General features: G+C 62.9%; 14 protein-coding genes and 2 pseudogenes. 9 read left to right on the plus strand and 7 right to left on the minus strand.

The window, feature by feature from the left end; translation table 11 throughout:
• The coding region (locus GPT33_RS12045; RefSeq protein WP_296809278.1) for an ATP-binding cassette domain-containing protein at positions 1 to 491 on the plus strand (491 nt) is incomplete at its 5' end.
• A 511-nt stretch (positions 492 to 1002) separates the two neighbouring features.
• Positions 1003 to 1407 carry a DUF1523 family protein gene (locus GPT33_RS12055; RefSeq protein ID WP_296809280.1) on the plus strand — a complete coding sequence of 135 codons (405 nt, stop codon included), beginning with the start codon at positions 1003 to 1005 and terminating at the stop codon, positions 1405 to 1407.
• A 131-nt stretch (positions 1408 to 1538) separates the two neighbouring features.
• Here GPT33_RS12055 and GPT33_RS12060 read toward each other — a convergent pair whose 3' ends face one another.
• The 7 genes and pseudogenes from GPT33_RS12060 to GPT33_RS12090 form a co-directional block, all read right to left on the minus strand.
• Positions 1539 to 1976: a hypothetical protein gene (locus GPT33_RS12060; protein WP_296809281.1), complete on the minus strand. Its 438-nt coding sequence runs from the start codon at positions 1974 to 1976 to the stop codon at positions 1539 to 1541.
• Positions 1977 to 2076: 100 nt separating this feature from the next.
• Positions 2077 to 3840: pseudogene (locus GPT33_RS12065) on the minus strand (molybdopterin-dependent oxidoreductase).
• A 292-nt stretch (positions 3841 to 4132) separates the two neighbouring features.
• Positions 4133 to 4447, minus strand: coding sequence for a nitrite reductase small subunit NirD (nirD, locus tag GPT33_RS12070; protein WP_363929314.1), 315 nt, complete (start codon positions 4445 to 4447; stop codon positions 4133 to 4135).
• Positions 4448 to 4623: 176 nt separating this feature from the next.
• Positions 4624 to 4791 (minus strand): hypothetical protein, encoded by a 168-nt coding sequence (locus GPT33_RS12075; RefSeq protein ID WP_296809283.1) that lies wholly within the window; start codon positions 4789 to 4791, stop codon positions 4624 to 4626.
• 12 nt (positions 4792 to 4803) lie between these two features.
• Positions 4804 to 5286, minus strand: a pseudogene (locus tag GPT33_RS12080) (ATP-binding cassette domain-containing protein); the annotation flags it as partial.
• 106 nt (positions 5287 to 5392) lie between these two features.
• On the minus strand, positions 5393 to 6172 hold the full coding sequence (locus tag GPT33_RS12085) for an ABC transporter permease subunit (protein WP_296809284.1): 780 nt from the start codon (positions 6170 to 6172) through the stop codon (positions 5393 to 5395).
• Positions 6173 to 6243: 71 nt separating this feature from the next.
• Positions 6244 to 6945 (minus strand): ABC transporter substrate-binding protein, encoded by a 702-nt coding sequence (locus GPT33_RS12090; protein ID WP_296809285.1) that lies wholly within the window; start codon positions 6943 to 6945, stop codon positions 6244 to 6246.
• Between the two features lie 264 nt (positions 6946 to 7209).
• On the opposite strand from GPT33_RS12090, the gene GPT33_RS12095 reads away from it, so the two are divergent.
• The 7 genes from GPT33_RS12095 (at position 7210) to GPT33_RS12125 (ending at position 14324) form a co-directional block, all read left to right on the plus strand.
• Entirely contained in the window at positions 7210 to 7488 is a 279-nt protein-coding gene (locus GPT33_RS12095; protein ID WP_296809286.1) for a chaperone NapD, read from the plus strand.
• Positions 7489 to 7551: 63 nt separating this feature from the next.
• On the plus strand, positions 7552 to 10299 hold the full coding sequence (gene napA, locus GPT33_RS12100; RefSeq protein ID WP_296809287.1) for a nitrate reductase catalytic subunit NapA: 2748 nt from the start codon (positions 7552 to 7554) through the stop codon (positions 10297 to 10299).
• A 93-nt stretch (positions 10300 to 10392) separates the two neighbouring features.
• Positions 10393 to 11160, plus strand: a complete 768-nt coding sequence (napG, locus tag GPT33_RS12105; protein WP_296809288.1) for a ferredoxin-type protein NapG — start codon at positions 10393 to 10395, stop codon at positions 11158 to 11160.
• Positions 11161 to 11435: 275 nt separating this feature from the next.
• Complete coding sequence (gene napH, locus GPT33_RS12110; RefSeq protein WP_296809290.1) at positions 11436 to 12320, plus strand: quinol dehydrogenase ferredoxin subunit NapH; 885 nt, start codon at positions 11436 to 11438, stop codon at positions 12318 to 12320.
• Positions 12317 to 12790: a nitrate reductase cytochrome c-type subunit gene (locus GPT33_RS12115; RefSeq protein ID WP_296809292.1), complete on the plus strand. Its 474-nt coding sequence runs from the start codon at positions 12317 to 12319 to the stop codon at positions 12788 to 12790. The genes napH and GPT33_RS12115 overlap by 4 nt, the downstream gene beginning before the upstream one ends.
• A 147-nt stretch (positions 12791 to 12937) precedes the next feature.
• The gene (locus GPT33_RS12120) at positions 12938 to 13420 is read left to right on the plus strand and encodes a cyclic nucleotide-binding domain-containing protein (protein WP_296809294.1); all 483 of its coding nucleotides are present in this window, start codon (positions 12938 to 12940) and stop codon (positions 13418 to 13420) included.
• A 154-nt stretch (positions 13421 to 13574) separates the two neighbouring features.
• Positions 13575 to 14324: a response regulator transcription factor gene (locus GPT33_RS12125; RefSeq protein ID WP_296809296.1), complete on the plus strand. Its 750-nt coding sequence runs from the start codon at positions 13575 to 13577 to the stop codon at positions 14322 to 14324.
• Positions 14325 to 14503 lie beyond the last annotated feature (179 nt).

Genomic DNA, 14503 nt, shown 5'->3' on the forward strand with positions numbered 1-14503 from the left:
ACGACAACGGCTGGCGGATCCGCGATCTGCGCGCCCTGCGTCGGGACAAGATCGGCTTCGTCTTCCAGGCGCCCTATCTCATCCCCTTCCTGGACGTCACCGACAACGTCGCCCTGCTGCCGATGCTCGCGGGCCGTCCCAACGGCGAGTCGCGCGAACGGTCACGCGAGCTGCTCGCGGCGCTGGATGTCGAGCATCGCGCCCGCGCCATGCCCTCGCAGCTCTCCGGCGGCGAGCAACAGCGCGTCGCCATCGCCCGTGCTCTGGTGAACCGCCCGCCGGTGATCCTCGCCGACGAGCCCACCGCGCCGCTCGACAGCGAGCGCGCCCTCGGCGTCATCCGCATCCTCAACCGCATGGCCCTGCAGTATCGAACCGCCGTCATCGTCGTCACCCACGACGAGAAGATCATTCCGACCTTCCGGCGTATCTATCACATCCGCGATGGGCACACGCATGAGGAGGCAGGCGAGGGAACGGCGGTGGATTAGTCAGAATGCCGCAATCGGTTACGGCGAGGTGGCGCGATCGCCGGGATAACGACAAACAGGTTACGCAACCAACCGTAGCGTCGGCGGCGCCCCAGTCACGCGGAGCCGCCTTCAGCGATGCGCGATAGATATTCCTTGACGGCCTGCGCGCGCCCATCCTTGACCAGATCCTCGGCGGCTCTGTCGCCGAACGAAGGCAGAGGCTAAGAACAAAACCAGGCAAACGCGCTTTCGGGAGAGCCGTTCCGGCTCATGACCTGATTGATGAGCTCCACGGTGTCGCCCTCGGAGCCCAATTCGGCGGTAGAGGCATGGAGAGCCGCATGTTCTAGGCCATCGGCCGGCTCGTGCAGCCGATCATCCTGACCTATACCATCACGATGTACTGGATCTTTCGCGGCAAGGTCTGGGTCGCTCGGAGCTATGACCACTGACCTGCCTGCCGGAGTGCCTGAGCACCACCCAGCCGGAAAACCTATACTTCATCGTGTGATGGACAAAGGAGCCTGAGATGAAACAAAAAGCCAAAATTATCTCTGCCATTATCGTCGTCATCTTCCTTGCTTTTCTGTGGCTGTTCTGGGGACCCGATTCCTGGGAGGTTCAGATCACGGGTGTGACCGGCGACGGGCGCGAGGTGCAGTATCGGATCGAGACGGTCTACGCCGATACCTCGGACACACTCGTCTTCAGAAACGCAGACGCGGGCTTCCTGCCGCCCTACTTCAAATTCGGCTCGGCGGACCTGCAAGCCCAAGCCAACCGCGTCTCGCAGAACTGTCCGCAGACCCCGGTTAAGATCAACGGCTACGGCATGCGCATCCAGTTCTTGGACATGTTTCCCAACGCCACCTCCATTGATGCGCCCGAGAACTGCAGTGCAGCGCTGGGCCAAGAAGACGCGGGCGCCTCTTAGCTGAGGTGCTCTTGCTCGCCGACTCCGAGCGTGTCGGCGATGACATACCAGAGGAGCCTTCGGGAAGGCTGCTAGCGTGGGAGTGGAAGGGTCTTTCATTAATGCGACCGCCGGTCGAATTGCCGGCCGAACTAGCCCCTGCGACGCGCCGTCGTCCGCCCCTTGAGCTTGTCCGCCAGCAGACCGATCAGAACCCCGCCGGCTCCGATCAACATCCACAGCGGGAGCCCGATCCCGCCTCCCAAAGCCACGATACCGGCGCCGCCGTTCTCGGCCGCCAAAAAGGTGGCAATGACTGCACCCACGCCAAGTCGGAATGTCCAGGAACGCGCGTCCCAGACGACGTGCCTCAAGGCCAGAGCCAGCACCTTGAGCAACGGCCACGTTGCCTTGCGATCGCGGGTCAGTGCGAGCATGGCCGCCGCCTTCTTGAATCCGCGCAAGGTCCCGTAACGAATCTCCCCCAGACCACGCGACCAACCCAGGAGCCGTTGTTGCTCGGCCGGGGGAAGACGTAGCACGGCTTGTACGATGGCGGGTTGAGCTGCGGTTTCTTGCACGTCGGACACTGATCTCTCCTCATCAAGGCGTTGAGTCCGACCGGGCCAATAAGGTGCCGCGGTCAGGGTCTCGGATGTGCCCGGATTCTAGTCCGATTGCGCTCTCCGTTCACGCCGCGCCGCGGTCGAGCGTCTGCTCGAGGATACCCAGCTCGGGCAGACAGGACCCGCAGTTGGTGCCGGCCTGCAGGCAGGCGCCGATGGCCTCGGCGGACCGCAGGCCCTCGCCGCGGATCGCCTGCTCGATGCGCGTGCGGCCGACGTTGAAACAGGCGCAGACGGTTTCACCGGCGTCGACTTGGCCGCGTGGCGGTCGGCCGGCGAGCAGGCCGGTGCGGGCCCGGGTGTCTGAACTCGGGCTGGCCGGAGACGGGATCGGTGACCGGATTGACCAGGGCATCGGCGCGCGCCCGGCGGGCCAGCATGTCGCTCCAGTGCATGGGGACAAAGACCGAGCCGGGGCGCTGATCGGCATCCACCTCGATGCGCGCCAGCATCCGACCCCATCGGCTGGTCAGCTCGGCGATGCCGCCCCGACTTAGCCCGTGCGCGGCGGCGTCGACCGGGTGGATCTGCACGAAGGGCTCGGCGATGTGGCTGCTCAGGCGTGGCGCCAGGCCGGTGCGGGTCATGGTGTGCCACTGGTCGCGAATGCGGCCGGTGTTGAGCACGAGCGGATCGTCTTCGTCCGGCGCGGTCGCGGGTGGACGCGGTGTGATCGCGATGAAGCGTGCTTTGCCGTTCGGGGTGTAAAAGCGGCCGTCGGCGAAAAGTCGTTCGGCTTCACGCCCCGCCGGCAGCGGCCATTGGAGCGGGGCGAGCCGGTCGTGTCGGTCGCTGCAAGATCGGCCAGGGCGCCGATGTCGAAGTCGCGTCGTCCGTGGTTCTCGAAGCCCGACAGTGCGGCGTGCTCACGGAACACCTCGGCCGCCGAGCGATAGGGGAAGGCATCGGCGAACCCCATGCGGCGCGCCACCTCGGTGAGGATCCACCAGTCCGGGCGCGCCTCGCCGGGCGGATCGAGGAAGGCGCGCTGACGCGAGATGCACCGCTCCGAGTTGGTGGCGGTCCCTTCTTTTTCGCCCCATCCCGCGGCGGGCAGGAGCACGTCCGCACAGCGGGCGGTGAAGGCGGCGGCGAAGCCTTCGGTGTGCGACTCCAAAAAGGTCCAGTCGAGCCCGTCCTCGCGTCTGAGCCAGTTGAGCAAGCCGTTGAAGAGGAGGGTATCCGTGCCGGGTGCGATCGACAGGTGAAGGTCGGCGATCTCGCAGGTCGCCGTGCGGCGCGGGTCGATCACGACGATCTGCCGGTCCGGATGGGCCTGCTTGGCCTGTTTGATCCGCTGGTAGACGACCGGGTGACACCAGGCGGTGTTGGAGCCCACCAGGACGATCAGCTCGGCGGACTCCAGATCGGCATAGTCGCAGGGCACGGTGTCGGCCCCGAGTGCGCGCTTGTAGCCGGCGACACTGGAAGCCATGCAGAGCCGCGAGTTGGTGTCGATGTTCGCGCCGCCGATGAAGCCCTTCATCAGCTTGTTGGCGACATAGTAGTCCTCGGTCAGGAGCTGACCCGAGACATAGAAGGCGACCGCCCCCGGCCCGTGCTCGGCGACGATCTCGCAGAGACGAGCGGCGACCTGATCGAGTGCCCGATCCCACCCCACCTGCCCGCCTGCAACCGTCGGATGGAGCAGTCGCCCCGCGGTCCCGAGCGTCTCGCCCAAGGCCGCGCCCTTCGAGCAGAGTCGCCCCAGGTTGGCCGGGTGATCCGGGTCCCCGCGCGCGGTCACCGACCCGTCGTCCTGCGGCGTGACGAGCACCCCACAGCCTACACCGCAATAGGGACAGGTTGTTTTGATCGGTTCGGTCATTGTCCTGTCTCCGTGATCATCGCGGCTCCGCGAGGGCTTCAGCTGCGGGTATCGAATTTCCGGCAATCGCCAAAGAACGGATGAGCGGTGACTGGCCGCCGCTAAACCGCGTCCAGAGCGGGATGTTCATTTTCGAGTCAGCTCGACGTTTGGTGTATCCATAATTCTTAGCGGGAACGCGGTTTAAAACGCATATATTTTTTAATATCCTAAACCGCGCAGGCTCCAGCGCTAGTCAAGCTCGCCAAGACCGATCCCATCCAAAAACATCGCATACCGCGCACGGCGCGGTTTAACTGGGTTCTGCGCAGACGAAGACCCGACCCGCCTCGATCCGTGTCGCATAGGCGGGCGCACAGCCCTCGTCCGGCCCCTTTGCTTCGCCGCTCGCCAGATCCAGACACCAATTGTGCAGGGGGCAGACGATGGTTCGCCCGTAGAGGATCCCCTCCGATAAGGGCCCCCCGCGATGCGGGCAACGATTGAGCAAGGCGAACACCTCGTCAGCCGCGGTCCTGAAGACGGCGATATCACCCCCTTCGCGTTTGAGCACACGTGCACCCTGGCGCGGGATCTCATCGAGTGTGCCCACTTCAAGCCAGATCATGTCGTCGACGACTGCGGTCATTGTGTAGGCCTCGTGTTGTTGCGGTTTTTGGGGCGTCGTGCCTCCGGTCTCCGGCCTTCAGCCCCCAGCCCCCAGCCGTCAGCTCTCAGCTCTCAGCTCTCGACCTTCCGCCGCCTTCCTTTAGTTCTCTCTTCTCACTCTTCACTTCCTACCCCTCACCCATTCACCTGCTTCAACGCCGTGAACTCGTGTGCTTCCGCGCCGGCTGCGCGTTCCTTCCAGGGATCGACCTGGGCCTGCTTTTGGGACTCCAGGAAGCGTTTGTAGAAGGCGCGGCGGCCGGCGTGGGCGCTGCGTCGGAGCCAGTTGGGGATGATGCTCATGTGGGTGCTCCCTTAACCGTTCGCCGCGAGACGCAGCTTCGGACGCTCGCGTGCCGCCCGGGCTCGCTTCACGACCGCAGGCGCGTGTCGCTCATGCAGAAACTTCACCACCTCGGCGCGGTAGTGGTGATAGGTCGGATCCTCGGCGAGCGCGAGTCGGTCGCGGGGGCGCAGCAGATCGACGTCCAGGATCCGCCCGACCGTCGCGGAAGGTCCATTGGTCATCATCACGATGCGGTCGGAGAGCAGCACGGCCTCGTCGACGTCGTGGGTGATCAGGATGACGGTGTTGTTGAGCCGCGCCTGGATCTCGAGCAGCGAGTCCTGCATGTGCGTGCGGGTGAGCGAGTCCAGGGCACCGAAGGGTTCGTCCATCAGCAGGACCTTGGGCTCCATGGCCAAGGCGCGGGCGATCCCGACGCGCTGTTTCATGTCCTTCAGGACCTCGAGCGGCCCCTTCGGCGACGGGAAGGTGATCCCGACCCGATCGATGCTCAGATAGGCAGACATGGCTTGGTTCCTCGTGCGACGGTCATGGGGTCGGAGCATTCGGCAGGGCGCGTCATCTCAGCACCGCCGTCTTGTCCCAGGAGACGCGGCGCTAGAGCATGAGCATGCCGCGGTCGAGCGCGAAGCCGATGAAGCCGATCACGAACACGGCGACCATGATCCGCGCCAGCGAGTTGGAGCTGCCGTTCTGGAACTCGTCCCAAACGAACTTCCCGAGCCCGGGGTTCTGGGCCAACATCTCCGCGGCGATCAGCACCATCCAGCCGATCCCGAGACTCAGCCGCAGACCCGTGAAGATCATCGGCAAGGCCGAGGGCAGGATGATCTTGACCGTCTGCTTGAACCAGGTCAGACGCAGGACGCGGCTGACGTTCATCAGGTCTCGATCGACCGTTGCGACCCCGACGGTCGTGTTGATCACCGTCGGCCAGAGACAGCACAGCGTCACCGTCATCGCCGAGATGATGAAGGATTTGGACAGGAGCGGATCGTCGCTCACGTAGACGGCGCTGACGATGATGGTCACCAGCGGCAGCCAGGCGAGCGGCGAAACCGGTTTGAAAACCTGGATCAATGGGTTGACCGCGGCATAGACGGCCGCGCTCATCCCGCACAGGATGCCGAGCGGGATCGCAATCAATGACGCGAGCAGGAAGCCGACCATGACCGTCACCAGGCTGGTCCAGATCTGGATCTGAGAGGCTGCTGCGGCCCAGAGCATCAGAAAGAGGCCGATCCCGATCAATGGCAGCAGCAGGTGTCGGATCAAGCCCCCGGCGGCGCGCTCGGCGCCGTCCCCGGCGAGCCAGTCCATGGCTTGCGCCAACCAGGGCAGGTTATAGGTCTTCGCGGTGACGTCGATGTTCGACATAGTCTTCTCCGGAATCGATGGGCTCGCGTCCGGCTCGGGGCTCCCCGACTCCGGACGCGTTGGGCCATGCGTTACAGCTGCTTATCGCCCTTCAGCCCGATCGAGAACTGCTCCAGATAGGCGTTCGGCCGGGTGCCGTCGAAGTCGATGCCGTCGATGAATCCGGTCTGCGTCGGTTTGAATCCGGTCTCCGCGTCGAAATCCGGGAAGTCGGACGCCTCCATCAGGCCGTCGGCGATCAGCGACTCCGCCGCGCGGCGGTAGAGATCGGGCCGATAGACCTGCTTGGCCGTTTCCATGTACCAGTCGTCGGACTTGGGCTCGGCGATCTGACCCCAACGGCGCATCTGGGTGAGATACCAGACGGCATCCGAGTAGTAGGGGTAGCTCGCGTTGTAGCGGAAGAAGACGTTGAAGTCCGGGACCTCGCGGCTGTCGCCCTTCTCGTACTCGAAGGTGCCGGTCATGGACGCGGCGATGACGGCCTCGTCTGCACCGACATAGTTCGGGCGCGAAAGGATCTTGACCGCCTCGGCCCGGTTGGCGTTGTCGTTCTCGTCGAGCCACTTGGTCGCCCGGAGCATCGCCTTGACGATCCGCACCGAGGTATTGGGATTGGCCTTGACGAACCCGGCGGTCATGCCGAAGACCTTCTCCAGGTTGTACGGCCAGATCTCGTGGTCCGTGATCACGGGGACGCCGATGCCCATAAAGACCGCCTGCTGGTTCCAAGGCTCGCCGACGCAGTAGCCGTCGATGGTGCCGGACTCCATGGTAGGGGTATCTGCGGGGGCGGAGTGACCGGCAGCAGCGCATCGGCGTCCAACGCGCCAGACGGGTCTCTGCCGCGTACCCCTGTCTGGATTGCCCAACCCCAAGGAAGGGTTTGCTTGAGATTCTTCGCTCACGATGCCTCGGCGCCGCTTTCCGACGCTCGGATGATTCGCCCACGATTCTTGATGAGAATCAAGGTTTCTCGACAGCGGCAGCGCTAGCGTCCGATCCGACACAGCCCATCCGAGCCCGGAGACCCACCGATGAATATCTCAGGAATCCTGGTCGTCGTCCCGCCCGCCCGAATCGAAGGCGCCACGCGCGCGCTCAACGCGCTGCCCGGTGTGGAGGTTCACCACACCGAGCCTACGACCGGGCGGATCGTGGTCGTACAGGAGGCCGAGACGGTCGACCAGGAGGTCGCAGCACTCTCTCGCATCAAGGCGTTGTCCGGCGTGATGCTGGCCGAGATGGTCTACCACGTCTTCGACGAAACACCACCCGAATGGGATGCGATCCCCGCCGACATGGCCGCGTCATAAGCCACACCCTCGCCCGTTCCGAGCTGGCGAGAGCTTAAAAAATGACAACGAGATCGAGGAGGAATGATGGAGCTCAGCCGCCGCAATTTTCTCAAGTCGGGCGTCGCTGCCGCGACAGCCATGGCCGTCGGAATTCCCATCAGCCGTATCGCCAGCGTCGCGGCGGCCGAGACCGAGCAGGACTGGCGATGGGACAAAGGCGTCTGCCGCTTCTGCGGTGTGGGCTGCGGGATCATGATCGCGACGCAAGACGGCAAGATCGTCGCGACCAAGGGTGATCCCGACGCCCCTGTCAATCGCGGTCTGAACTGCGTGAAGGGTTACTTCAACGGCAAGATCCTCTACGGCAAGGATCGCCTGACGCAGCCCCTGATGCGGATGACCGACGGGCGATTCGACAAGAAGGGCAAGTTCGCCCCGGTGACCTGGGATCAGGCCTTCGACGAGATGGCGATCCAGTTCAAGAAAGCCTACGAAGAAAAAGGACCGACCGGGATCGGCGTCATCGGCTCCGGCCAATGGCTGATCCAGGAAGGCTATGCGATGACCAAGCTGATGAAGGCCGGTTTTCGCAGCAACAACATCGACCCCAATGCGCGCAATTGCATGGCCTCGGCGGTGGCTGCATTCATGCAGGTCTTCGGCATCGATGAGCCGCCCGGCAATTACGACGATATCGAATACACGGATACGGTCGTCGCTTGGGGCGCGAATATGGCCGAGGCCCATCCGGTCCTCTGGCAGCGTGTCATCGACCGTCGCCTCGGTCATGCGGACATGAAGGTCGTCAACATCACGACCCTGCGGAATATGACCTCCGAAGGATCGGATCTCGAAATCATCATTAAGCCGAATACCGACACGGCACTGCTGAACTATCTGGCGCGCGAGATCATCCACCGTGATGAGGTCAATCAAGCCTTCGTCGACGCGCATTGTGTCTTCTGCGCCGGCCCGACCGATATCGGTTACGGGATGCGTGCGACCGACAAATTCGCGTTCGAAGCCGAGAAGGATATCCAGGCGCGCGAGATCGAGGTCACCCTGACGCGGGACGAGGCGATCGGGCTCGGCCTGGATCCCGAGCAGGTTCACACGATCAAGCAGGCCAATGCGGCCACGGCCGACCGACACTGGCTGGTCGGCTTCGAGGACTTCAAGACCGGAGTCGAGCCCTACACCCTGGACTTCGTCGCCGAGCTAGCCAAGGGCGACGCCGAAGAGTCCTTGGATGCCTTCAAGGCCAAGCTCGTACGATTGGCGGATCTCTACGCCGACCCGAAGCGCAAGATGGTCAGTTTCTGGACCATGGGCTTCAATCAGCATGTCCGCGGGACTTGGGTCAACGAACAGATCTACAGCGTGCATCTCCTTTTGGGGAAGATCGCCGAGCCCGGCAACAGCCCATTCTCCCTGACCGGCCAGCCCTCCGCGTGCGGCACGGCGCGTGAGGTCGGCACCTTCAGTCATCGTCTGCCGGCCGATATGGTCGTCAACATCGCCAAGCATCGGGACATCACCGAGCAGACCTGGAAGCTGCCGCCCAAGACGCTCAACCCAAAACCCGGGAGCCACATCACCAAGATCATGCGTGATCTGGAAGACGGCTCCATGTCTTGGGTCTGGGTCCAGGTCAATAATCCCTTCCAGCATGTCGCCAACGCCAATCATTGGCTGAAAGCGGCGCGCGAGAACGACAATTTCATCGTCGTCTCCGATGCCTATCCGAGCATCTCGGCCAAGGTCGCCGATCTCATCCTGCCCGTCGCCATGATTTTCGAGAAATGGGGTGGCTACGGAAATGCCGAGCGGCGAACCCAGCTCTGGCGCGAGCAGGTTCCACCGCCGGGAGAGGCACGCAGTGACCTGTGGCAGATCCTGGAATTCTCCAAACGCATCACCCTGGCGGAGGTTTGGAAAGACCAGGCCATTCCCGGTCTGAAGGACGAGGGATTCGAGGAGGGGAAACTCCCCGATGTGATGGCGTCGGCGCAGGAGATGGGCTACCAACCCGAGATGACCCTTTACGAGGCGCTCTTCGAGACACCGGAGAATAAGGCGTTCGCCTGGCCCGATCCGGTTGCGAAGGGACACGACAATCACACGGTCAAGCATCTTGGTGTGGATTGGTTTGTCGAGAAAGCGCTATTCGAGGAATACGCCGCCTTCGGGCGTGGACATCACCACGACCTCGCGCCCTTCGACGTTTACTATCAGGACGACGTGCGCGGCCTGCGGTGGCCTGTCGTCGACGGCAAAGAGACACCATGGCGCTTCAATGCCAAATACGATCCCTACGTGAAGAACGGCGAGATCGAGTTCTACGGCGGTGCGATGAAGGAGCTGGTGACCGGCAATTTGACGGGTCCCACGACCGAGGAGAAGACCAAATTCCCCGGCAAGGCGAAGATCTTCTTCAGACCTTACGCCGCACCGGTCGAATCGCCCGACGGGAATTACGACCTCTGGCTCTGTACCGGGCGTCTGCTCGAGCACTGGCATACCGGCACGATGACCCGTCGCGTCCCCGAGCTGCATCGGGCCATGCCGGCGGCGGTGCTGGATATGAACGAGAAGGATGCCGAGGAGCGTGGTCTCAAGCGCCAGGACACGGTCTGGATCGAATCACGACGCGGCAAGATCAAGGCGGTGATCGAGACCACCGGGCGAAATCGTCCACCGCGCGGCTATAGCTTCATGGCCTTTTTCGACGAATCCGTCTTCGTCAATAAGCTGTGCATCGATGCGACCTGTCCGATATCCAAGGAGGAGGATTTCAAAAAGACCGCGATCAAGATCTATAAGGTGTAGCGCGCCCTTATCGGGTTCATCGACAGTGCTCGGATGTGTCGCACCCATCCGAGCGAGCCGAGTGCTTTCATCACGTCCGGCGACTCACCGATCATGACAACGCGGCGCAGTTTCATACAGAAGAGCATCCAAGGCGCGGCCGTCGCCACGAGCGGCGGCATGCTCTGGTCGTATCTCGCCATCCAGAACGCCCGCGCGGAGCCGTCGGCACTGCGACCGCCCGGCGCGCTTCCGGATGCGGACTTCAATGCGCTCTGCATCAAATGCGGACGTTGCGTCGTCGCCTGTCCCTACAACACCTTGACACTGGCCGCGTTGGCCGACCGTGCTCCGCTCGGTACACCCTATTTCGAGCCTCGGCAGATCCCCTGCTACCTGTGTCACGACATTCCCTGCAAAGCCGCCTGTCCGACCGGTGCGCTTTCACCGACGCTCGATGAGGTTATGGACTCGCGGATGGGCCTCGCCTTCATCGACACCGAACATTGTCTCTCCTGGCAGGGCCTGCGTTGCGAGATCTGTTATCGGGTTTGCCCGCTTCGGGACCAAGCGATTCGTGTCGAAACCCGAAGGCGTGAATTGAGCAAGCACGCAATGCTTCTGCCCATGGTCCTCAGCGAGGGCTGCACGGGCTGCGGCATCTGCGAGAATGCCTGTCCGACCGAGATCGCCGCAATCAAAGTGCTTCCTGCCGAGTTGATTCAGGGCAAGATCGGCGACCATTTCAGGATGGGGTGGACGCAGGCAGGCGGTGCCACGTCCGATCCCGAACCAGGCGAAACCTGGAAGGGGCAACTGGATTCCGCAAAGGACCAAGGTCATGCGCCAGGGCTGGATTATCTGAATGCGCCGGAGTATTAGATGGCGAGCAATCGGCAGCCAACGCCGGCCTTGCTCGTCACTGCGGCGATCGCGGCGCGTGGCGCAGAGCGCCACGGGGCATGCGTGACACCGCAGAGCGGGTGTCACGAGCTGCTGAAGGTTTGGCCGGTTGTTCTTATGAGCGAGTCCCCAACGCCGGGCCTTCTACCTAAGACGGGTCACGCGCTTCGCCGAGGCGCGCTTACTCGTGATACCGCTCCGGCGGTGTCACGCATCTCCTGGCGCTCCGCGCCACGCATCGGTTCGGCAACCCGATGAATCACACCACCACAACTCGCCTCTGGCATTGGCGCTATTTGATTCTGCGTCGGATCGTTCAGATCGGCGTCTTGCTGCTGTTCTTCGGTACGCTGCATTGGGGCTGGTCCGTTTTCGGTCTCCCTTTGTTGAGCGGAAACCTCAGTGCATCGGAGGTTCTTGGACAGTTGACGCTCGCCGATCCCTTCGCGACGCTTCAGATCCTGCTGACCGGACACGTCCTTCAGTCCGAGGTGCTCCTTGGCGCTGCGCTCGTCCTGGGCGTTTTCCTGGTCTTGGGCGGCAGGGTCTGGTGCTCCTGGGTCTGTCCGGTGAATCCGGTGACCGATTTTGCCGGCTTTCTGCATCGCAAGACCTGGCGTAAGAACCTCTTTGGGATTCCCCGTCACCTTCGATACGCGGTGCTGGCACTCGCGCTGCTGTTGTCGGTCTTGATCGGGCTACCGGCATTCGAATGGGTCAGCCCGATCGGGGCCATGCATCGCGAGATCATCTTCGGTCTAGGCCTGGGCTGGACTGCATTGCTCGGCCTGTTCTTATTCGACTGGCTGGTCGTCAAGCAGGGTTGGTGCGGCCACCTCTGTCCACTCGGCGCATTTTATTCGGTGGTCGCGCGGCATACGGCCCAGATCAGGGTCAAATTCGATCAGGCCAGTTGCAACGGTTGCGGAAAATGCCAAGCAATCTGCCCGGAGCCTCAGGTCTTGAACCTCAAACGTCTGGCGCGGGATGGCCAGGTGCTCTCGGGGGAATGTACGAATTGCGCGCGTTGTATCCCGATCTGCCCGGAGAAGAGCTTGGCATTCGGTTGGCGACGCAACCCAGGTCCCGGCTCCGGTCCGGCGCAGCAGCAGCTCATAATGAAGGAGGATTCGCCATGATCATGTTTCCCCGTTCCCTCGCGTTCGTCGCCGGGGTTGTTCTGGCCGGCAGCTTCGCCCTTGCACAAGATCTGTCATGGATCGACGAGGATCTTGCCGCGACTGTCTTTGATTCCCCAGACCCGGTGAGCTTCGACTACCTCTCGATCGATCCCGAGGATGCCGACTCGACCTTGCCGACCGCGTTCGACGATGCGCCGCCCTTGATCCCGCACAGCATCGAGGAATCCGGCCTGATTACCCTCAAGAACAACAAGTGTCTGAAATGTCATCACGACCAGGATCTCTGGGATCAGGCCAAGGACGCGGACGAACCCTCCCCGATGCCCGAGAGTCATTATGTGAGCCTGCGCAGTGATCCGGGCACGATCGAGAAGAAGATCATCGGGGCCCGCTATTTCTGTACCCAGTGCCACGTCCCGCAAACAGAGGTGAATCTGCTGGTCGGCAATGATTTCGACGCCCCTTGACCGCACCGTGACATGCTTCGCCGATGGGGCACATCCCGACCCGACGCGCTAAACTGACGGGACCTTCATCCGCGTGCGCACCTGCTGCGCTCGCGGACGATGACTGCACACTGTCCTTCGTGTCGGAAAGAAACGGGAGATCGGTCGATGAAACAGATGGATCGGGCGGCAATCGTGAGCAGTTCGGTGCTCGGCACCGAGCTGGACGAGAAGGAAGCGTCGATTCTGGCGGAGTGCATGGGTCTCGTCAGGCTGACCAACGGCGAGTTGCTGGTCTCGGAGGACGAGCAGCGGCGCACCCTGTTCCTCCTTGCGGAGGGGCGTCTGTGCGTTTGCAAGACGGTCGGCGGGGTCGAGGAGTCTCTCTATCGGATGCGTCCGGGCGAGTGCGCCGGGACCCGTGCCTTCGTCGACGGCTCCACGCGCAAGGCGGCTTTGCGCTCGGAGGACGACAGCAGTGTTCTGACACTGGAGCCTGCTGATTTCGAGGCGCTTGTCGAGTCACATCCACGGCTGGTCTACAAGGTCATGCGTGCGATCTTCCGCATCACCCACACGAACCTGATGCGGGTCAACCTCGAGCGCAACGAGCTCGCGAACTACATGCACAAGACCGGCGGGCGCTATTGATTCAGGGGGTGGGGGGAGACGTTGGCGCACGACGGTGTCCGGACCGTTGCTCCGTTCGGGTTCGGACAGTGCCTTGGCCTCCATCAGCTGTCGCGGCGATCCAATGCTGAGCGTTGCGTGTGCCTGCGTTCTCGCCTGACTCAGGTGTTCCCGCATGATCCAGGTCCTCATCGTCGATGATGATCCGGATATCCGGGACCTGGTCGCGCACGAGGCACGCCAGCAGGGCTGGGAGGTGCTCCAAGCCGGCAGCGACGCGGAGCTGACGGAACTGCTGAGACTGCACACACCCGATATCATCCTGCTCGACATCCGCCTGCCCGATCAGGACGGATTGACGATTGCGCGACGCCTGCGCGCAGCCTCGGCGATGCCGATCATCATGCTGACGGGCATGGGCTCGGACGTGGACCGAATCGTCGGGCTGGAGATCGGCGCCGACGACTATGTGGTCAAGCCCTTCAACCCGCGCGAGCTGATCGCCCGTATCAAGGCGGTGCTGCGACGAACATCTGCGGGGGCGATGATGCCTGCGCCCGCGCCCGCGCCCGCGATTACCCCCCGGCACGACTGCAGGCGTTTTGCCGGTTGGATGCTCGATCTCTCCGCTCGTCTCCTGACCGACCCCGACGGCAATCAGGTGTCCCTGACCAACGCCGAGTTTCTGCTGCTCGAAGCCTTCCTCGATGCCCCGCGCCGGGTCTTGAGCCGCGAGCATCTGCTCGAGCGCACCCATGCGTTCGAGGCCGATGTCTTCGATCGCACCATTGACGTCCTCATCATGCGCCTGCGTCGAAAGATCGAGTCCAACAGCCATGCACCGAGGCTTATCCGAACCGAGCGCGGCGCAGGCTATGTCTTCGATGCCGATGTGGAACAAGCGGGGCAGCGTCGATCGGATTAGCGCAGCCTAAACCGCGTCCGGAGCGAGATGCGTGGTTTTTATTTTGCGTTTGGCTTCGGAGATGTCCTCGACCCCGGTGAGACGCGGTTTAGGATTTGATATTTTTCTAAGACTTTAAACCGCGCCAGCTCCGACAGTCGTCGGGGCTGGCGCGGCCAAGCCATTCCAACACATGACGC

The sequence above is a fragment of the Thiocapsa sp. genome, assembly GCF_011390875.1.
GTDB lineage: Bacteria > Pseudomonadota > Gammaproteobacteria > Chromatiales > Chromatiaceae > Thiocapsa.

Bases quoted from the DNA above. Each gene is read 5' to 3' on its own strand.
- GPT33_RS12055 (WP_296809280.1), top strand. From the start codon at position 1,003: ATGAAACAAAAAGCCAAAATTATCTCTGCCATTATCGTCGTCATCTTC.
- nirD (WP_363929314.1), bottom strand. From the start codon at position 4,447: ATGATCTGGCTTGAAGTGGGCACACTCGATGAGATCCCGCGCCAGGGT.
- GPT33_RS12075 (WP_296809283.1), bottom strand. From the start codon at position 4,791: ATGAGCATCATCCCCAACTGGCTCCGACGCAGCGCCCACGCCGGCCGC.
- GPT33_RS12085 (WP_296809284.1), bottom strand. From the start codon at position 6,172: ATGTCGAACATCGACGTCACCGCGAAGACCTATAACCTGCCCTGGTTG.
- GPT33_RS12090 (WP_296809285.1), bottom strand. From the start codon at position 6,945: ATGGAGTCCGGCACCATCGACGGCTACTGCGTCGGCGAGCCTTGGAAC.
- GPT33_RS12095 (WP_296809286.1), top strand. From the start codon at position 7,210: ATGAATATCTCAGGAATCCTGGTCGTCGTCCCGCCCGCCCGAATCGAA.
- napA (WP_296809287.1), top strand. From the start codon at position 7,552: ATGATGGAGCTCAGCCGCCGCAATTTTCTCAAGTCGGGCGTCGCTGCC.
- napG (WP_296809288.1), top strand. From the start codon at position 10,393: ATGACAACGCGGCGCAGTTTCATACAGAAGAGCATCCAAGGCGCGGCC.
- napH (WP_296809290.1), top strand. From the start codon at position 11,436: ATGAATCACACCACCACAACTCGCCTCTGGCATTGGCGCTATTTGATT.
- GPT33_RS12115 (WP_296809292.1), top strand. From the start codon at position 12,317: ATGATCATGTTTCCCCGTTCCCTCGCGTTCGTCGCCGGGGTTGTTCTG.
- GPT33_RS12120 (WP_296809294.1), top strand. From the start codon at position 12,938: ATGAAACAGATGGATCGGGCGGCAATCGTGAGCAGTTCGGTGCTCGGC.
- GPT33_RS12125 (WP_296809296.1), top strand. From the start codon at position 13,575: ATGATCCAGGTCCTCATCGTCGATGATGATCCGGATATCCGGGACCTG.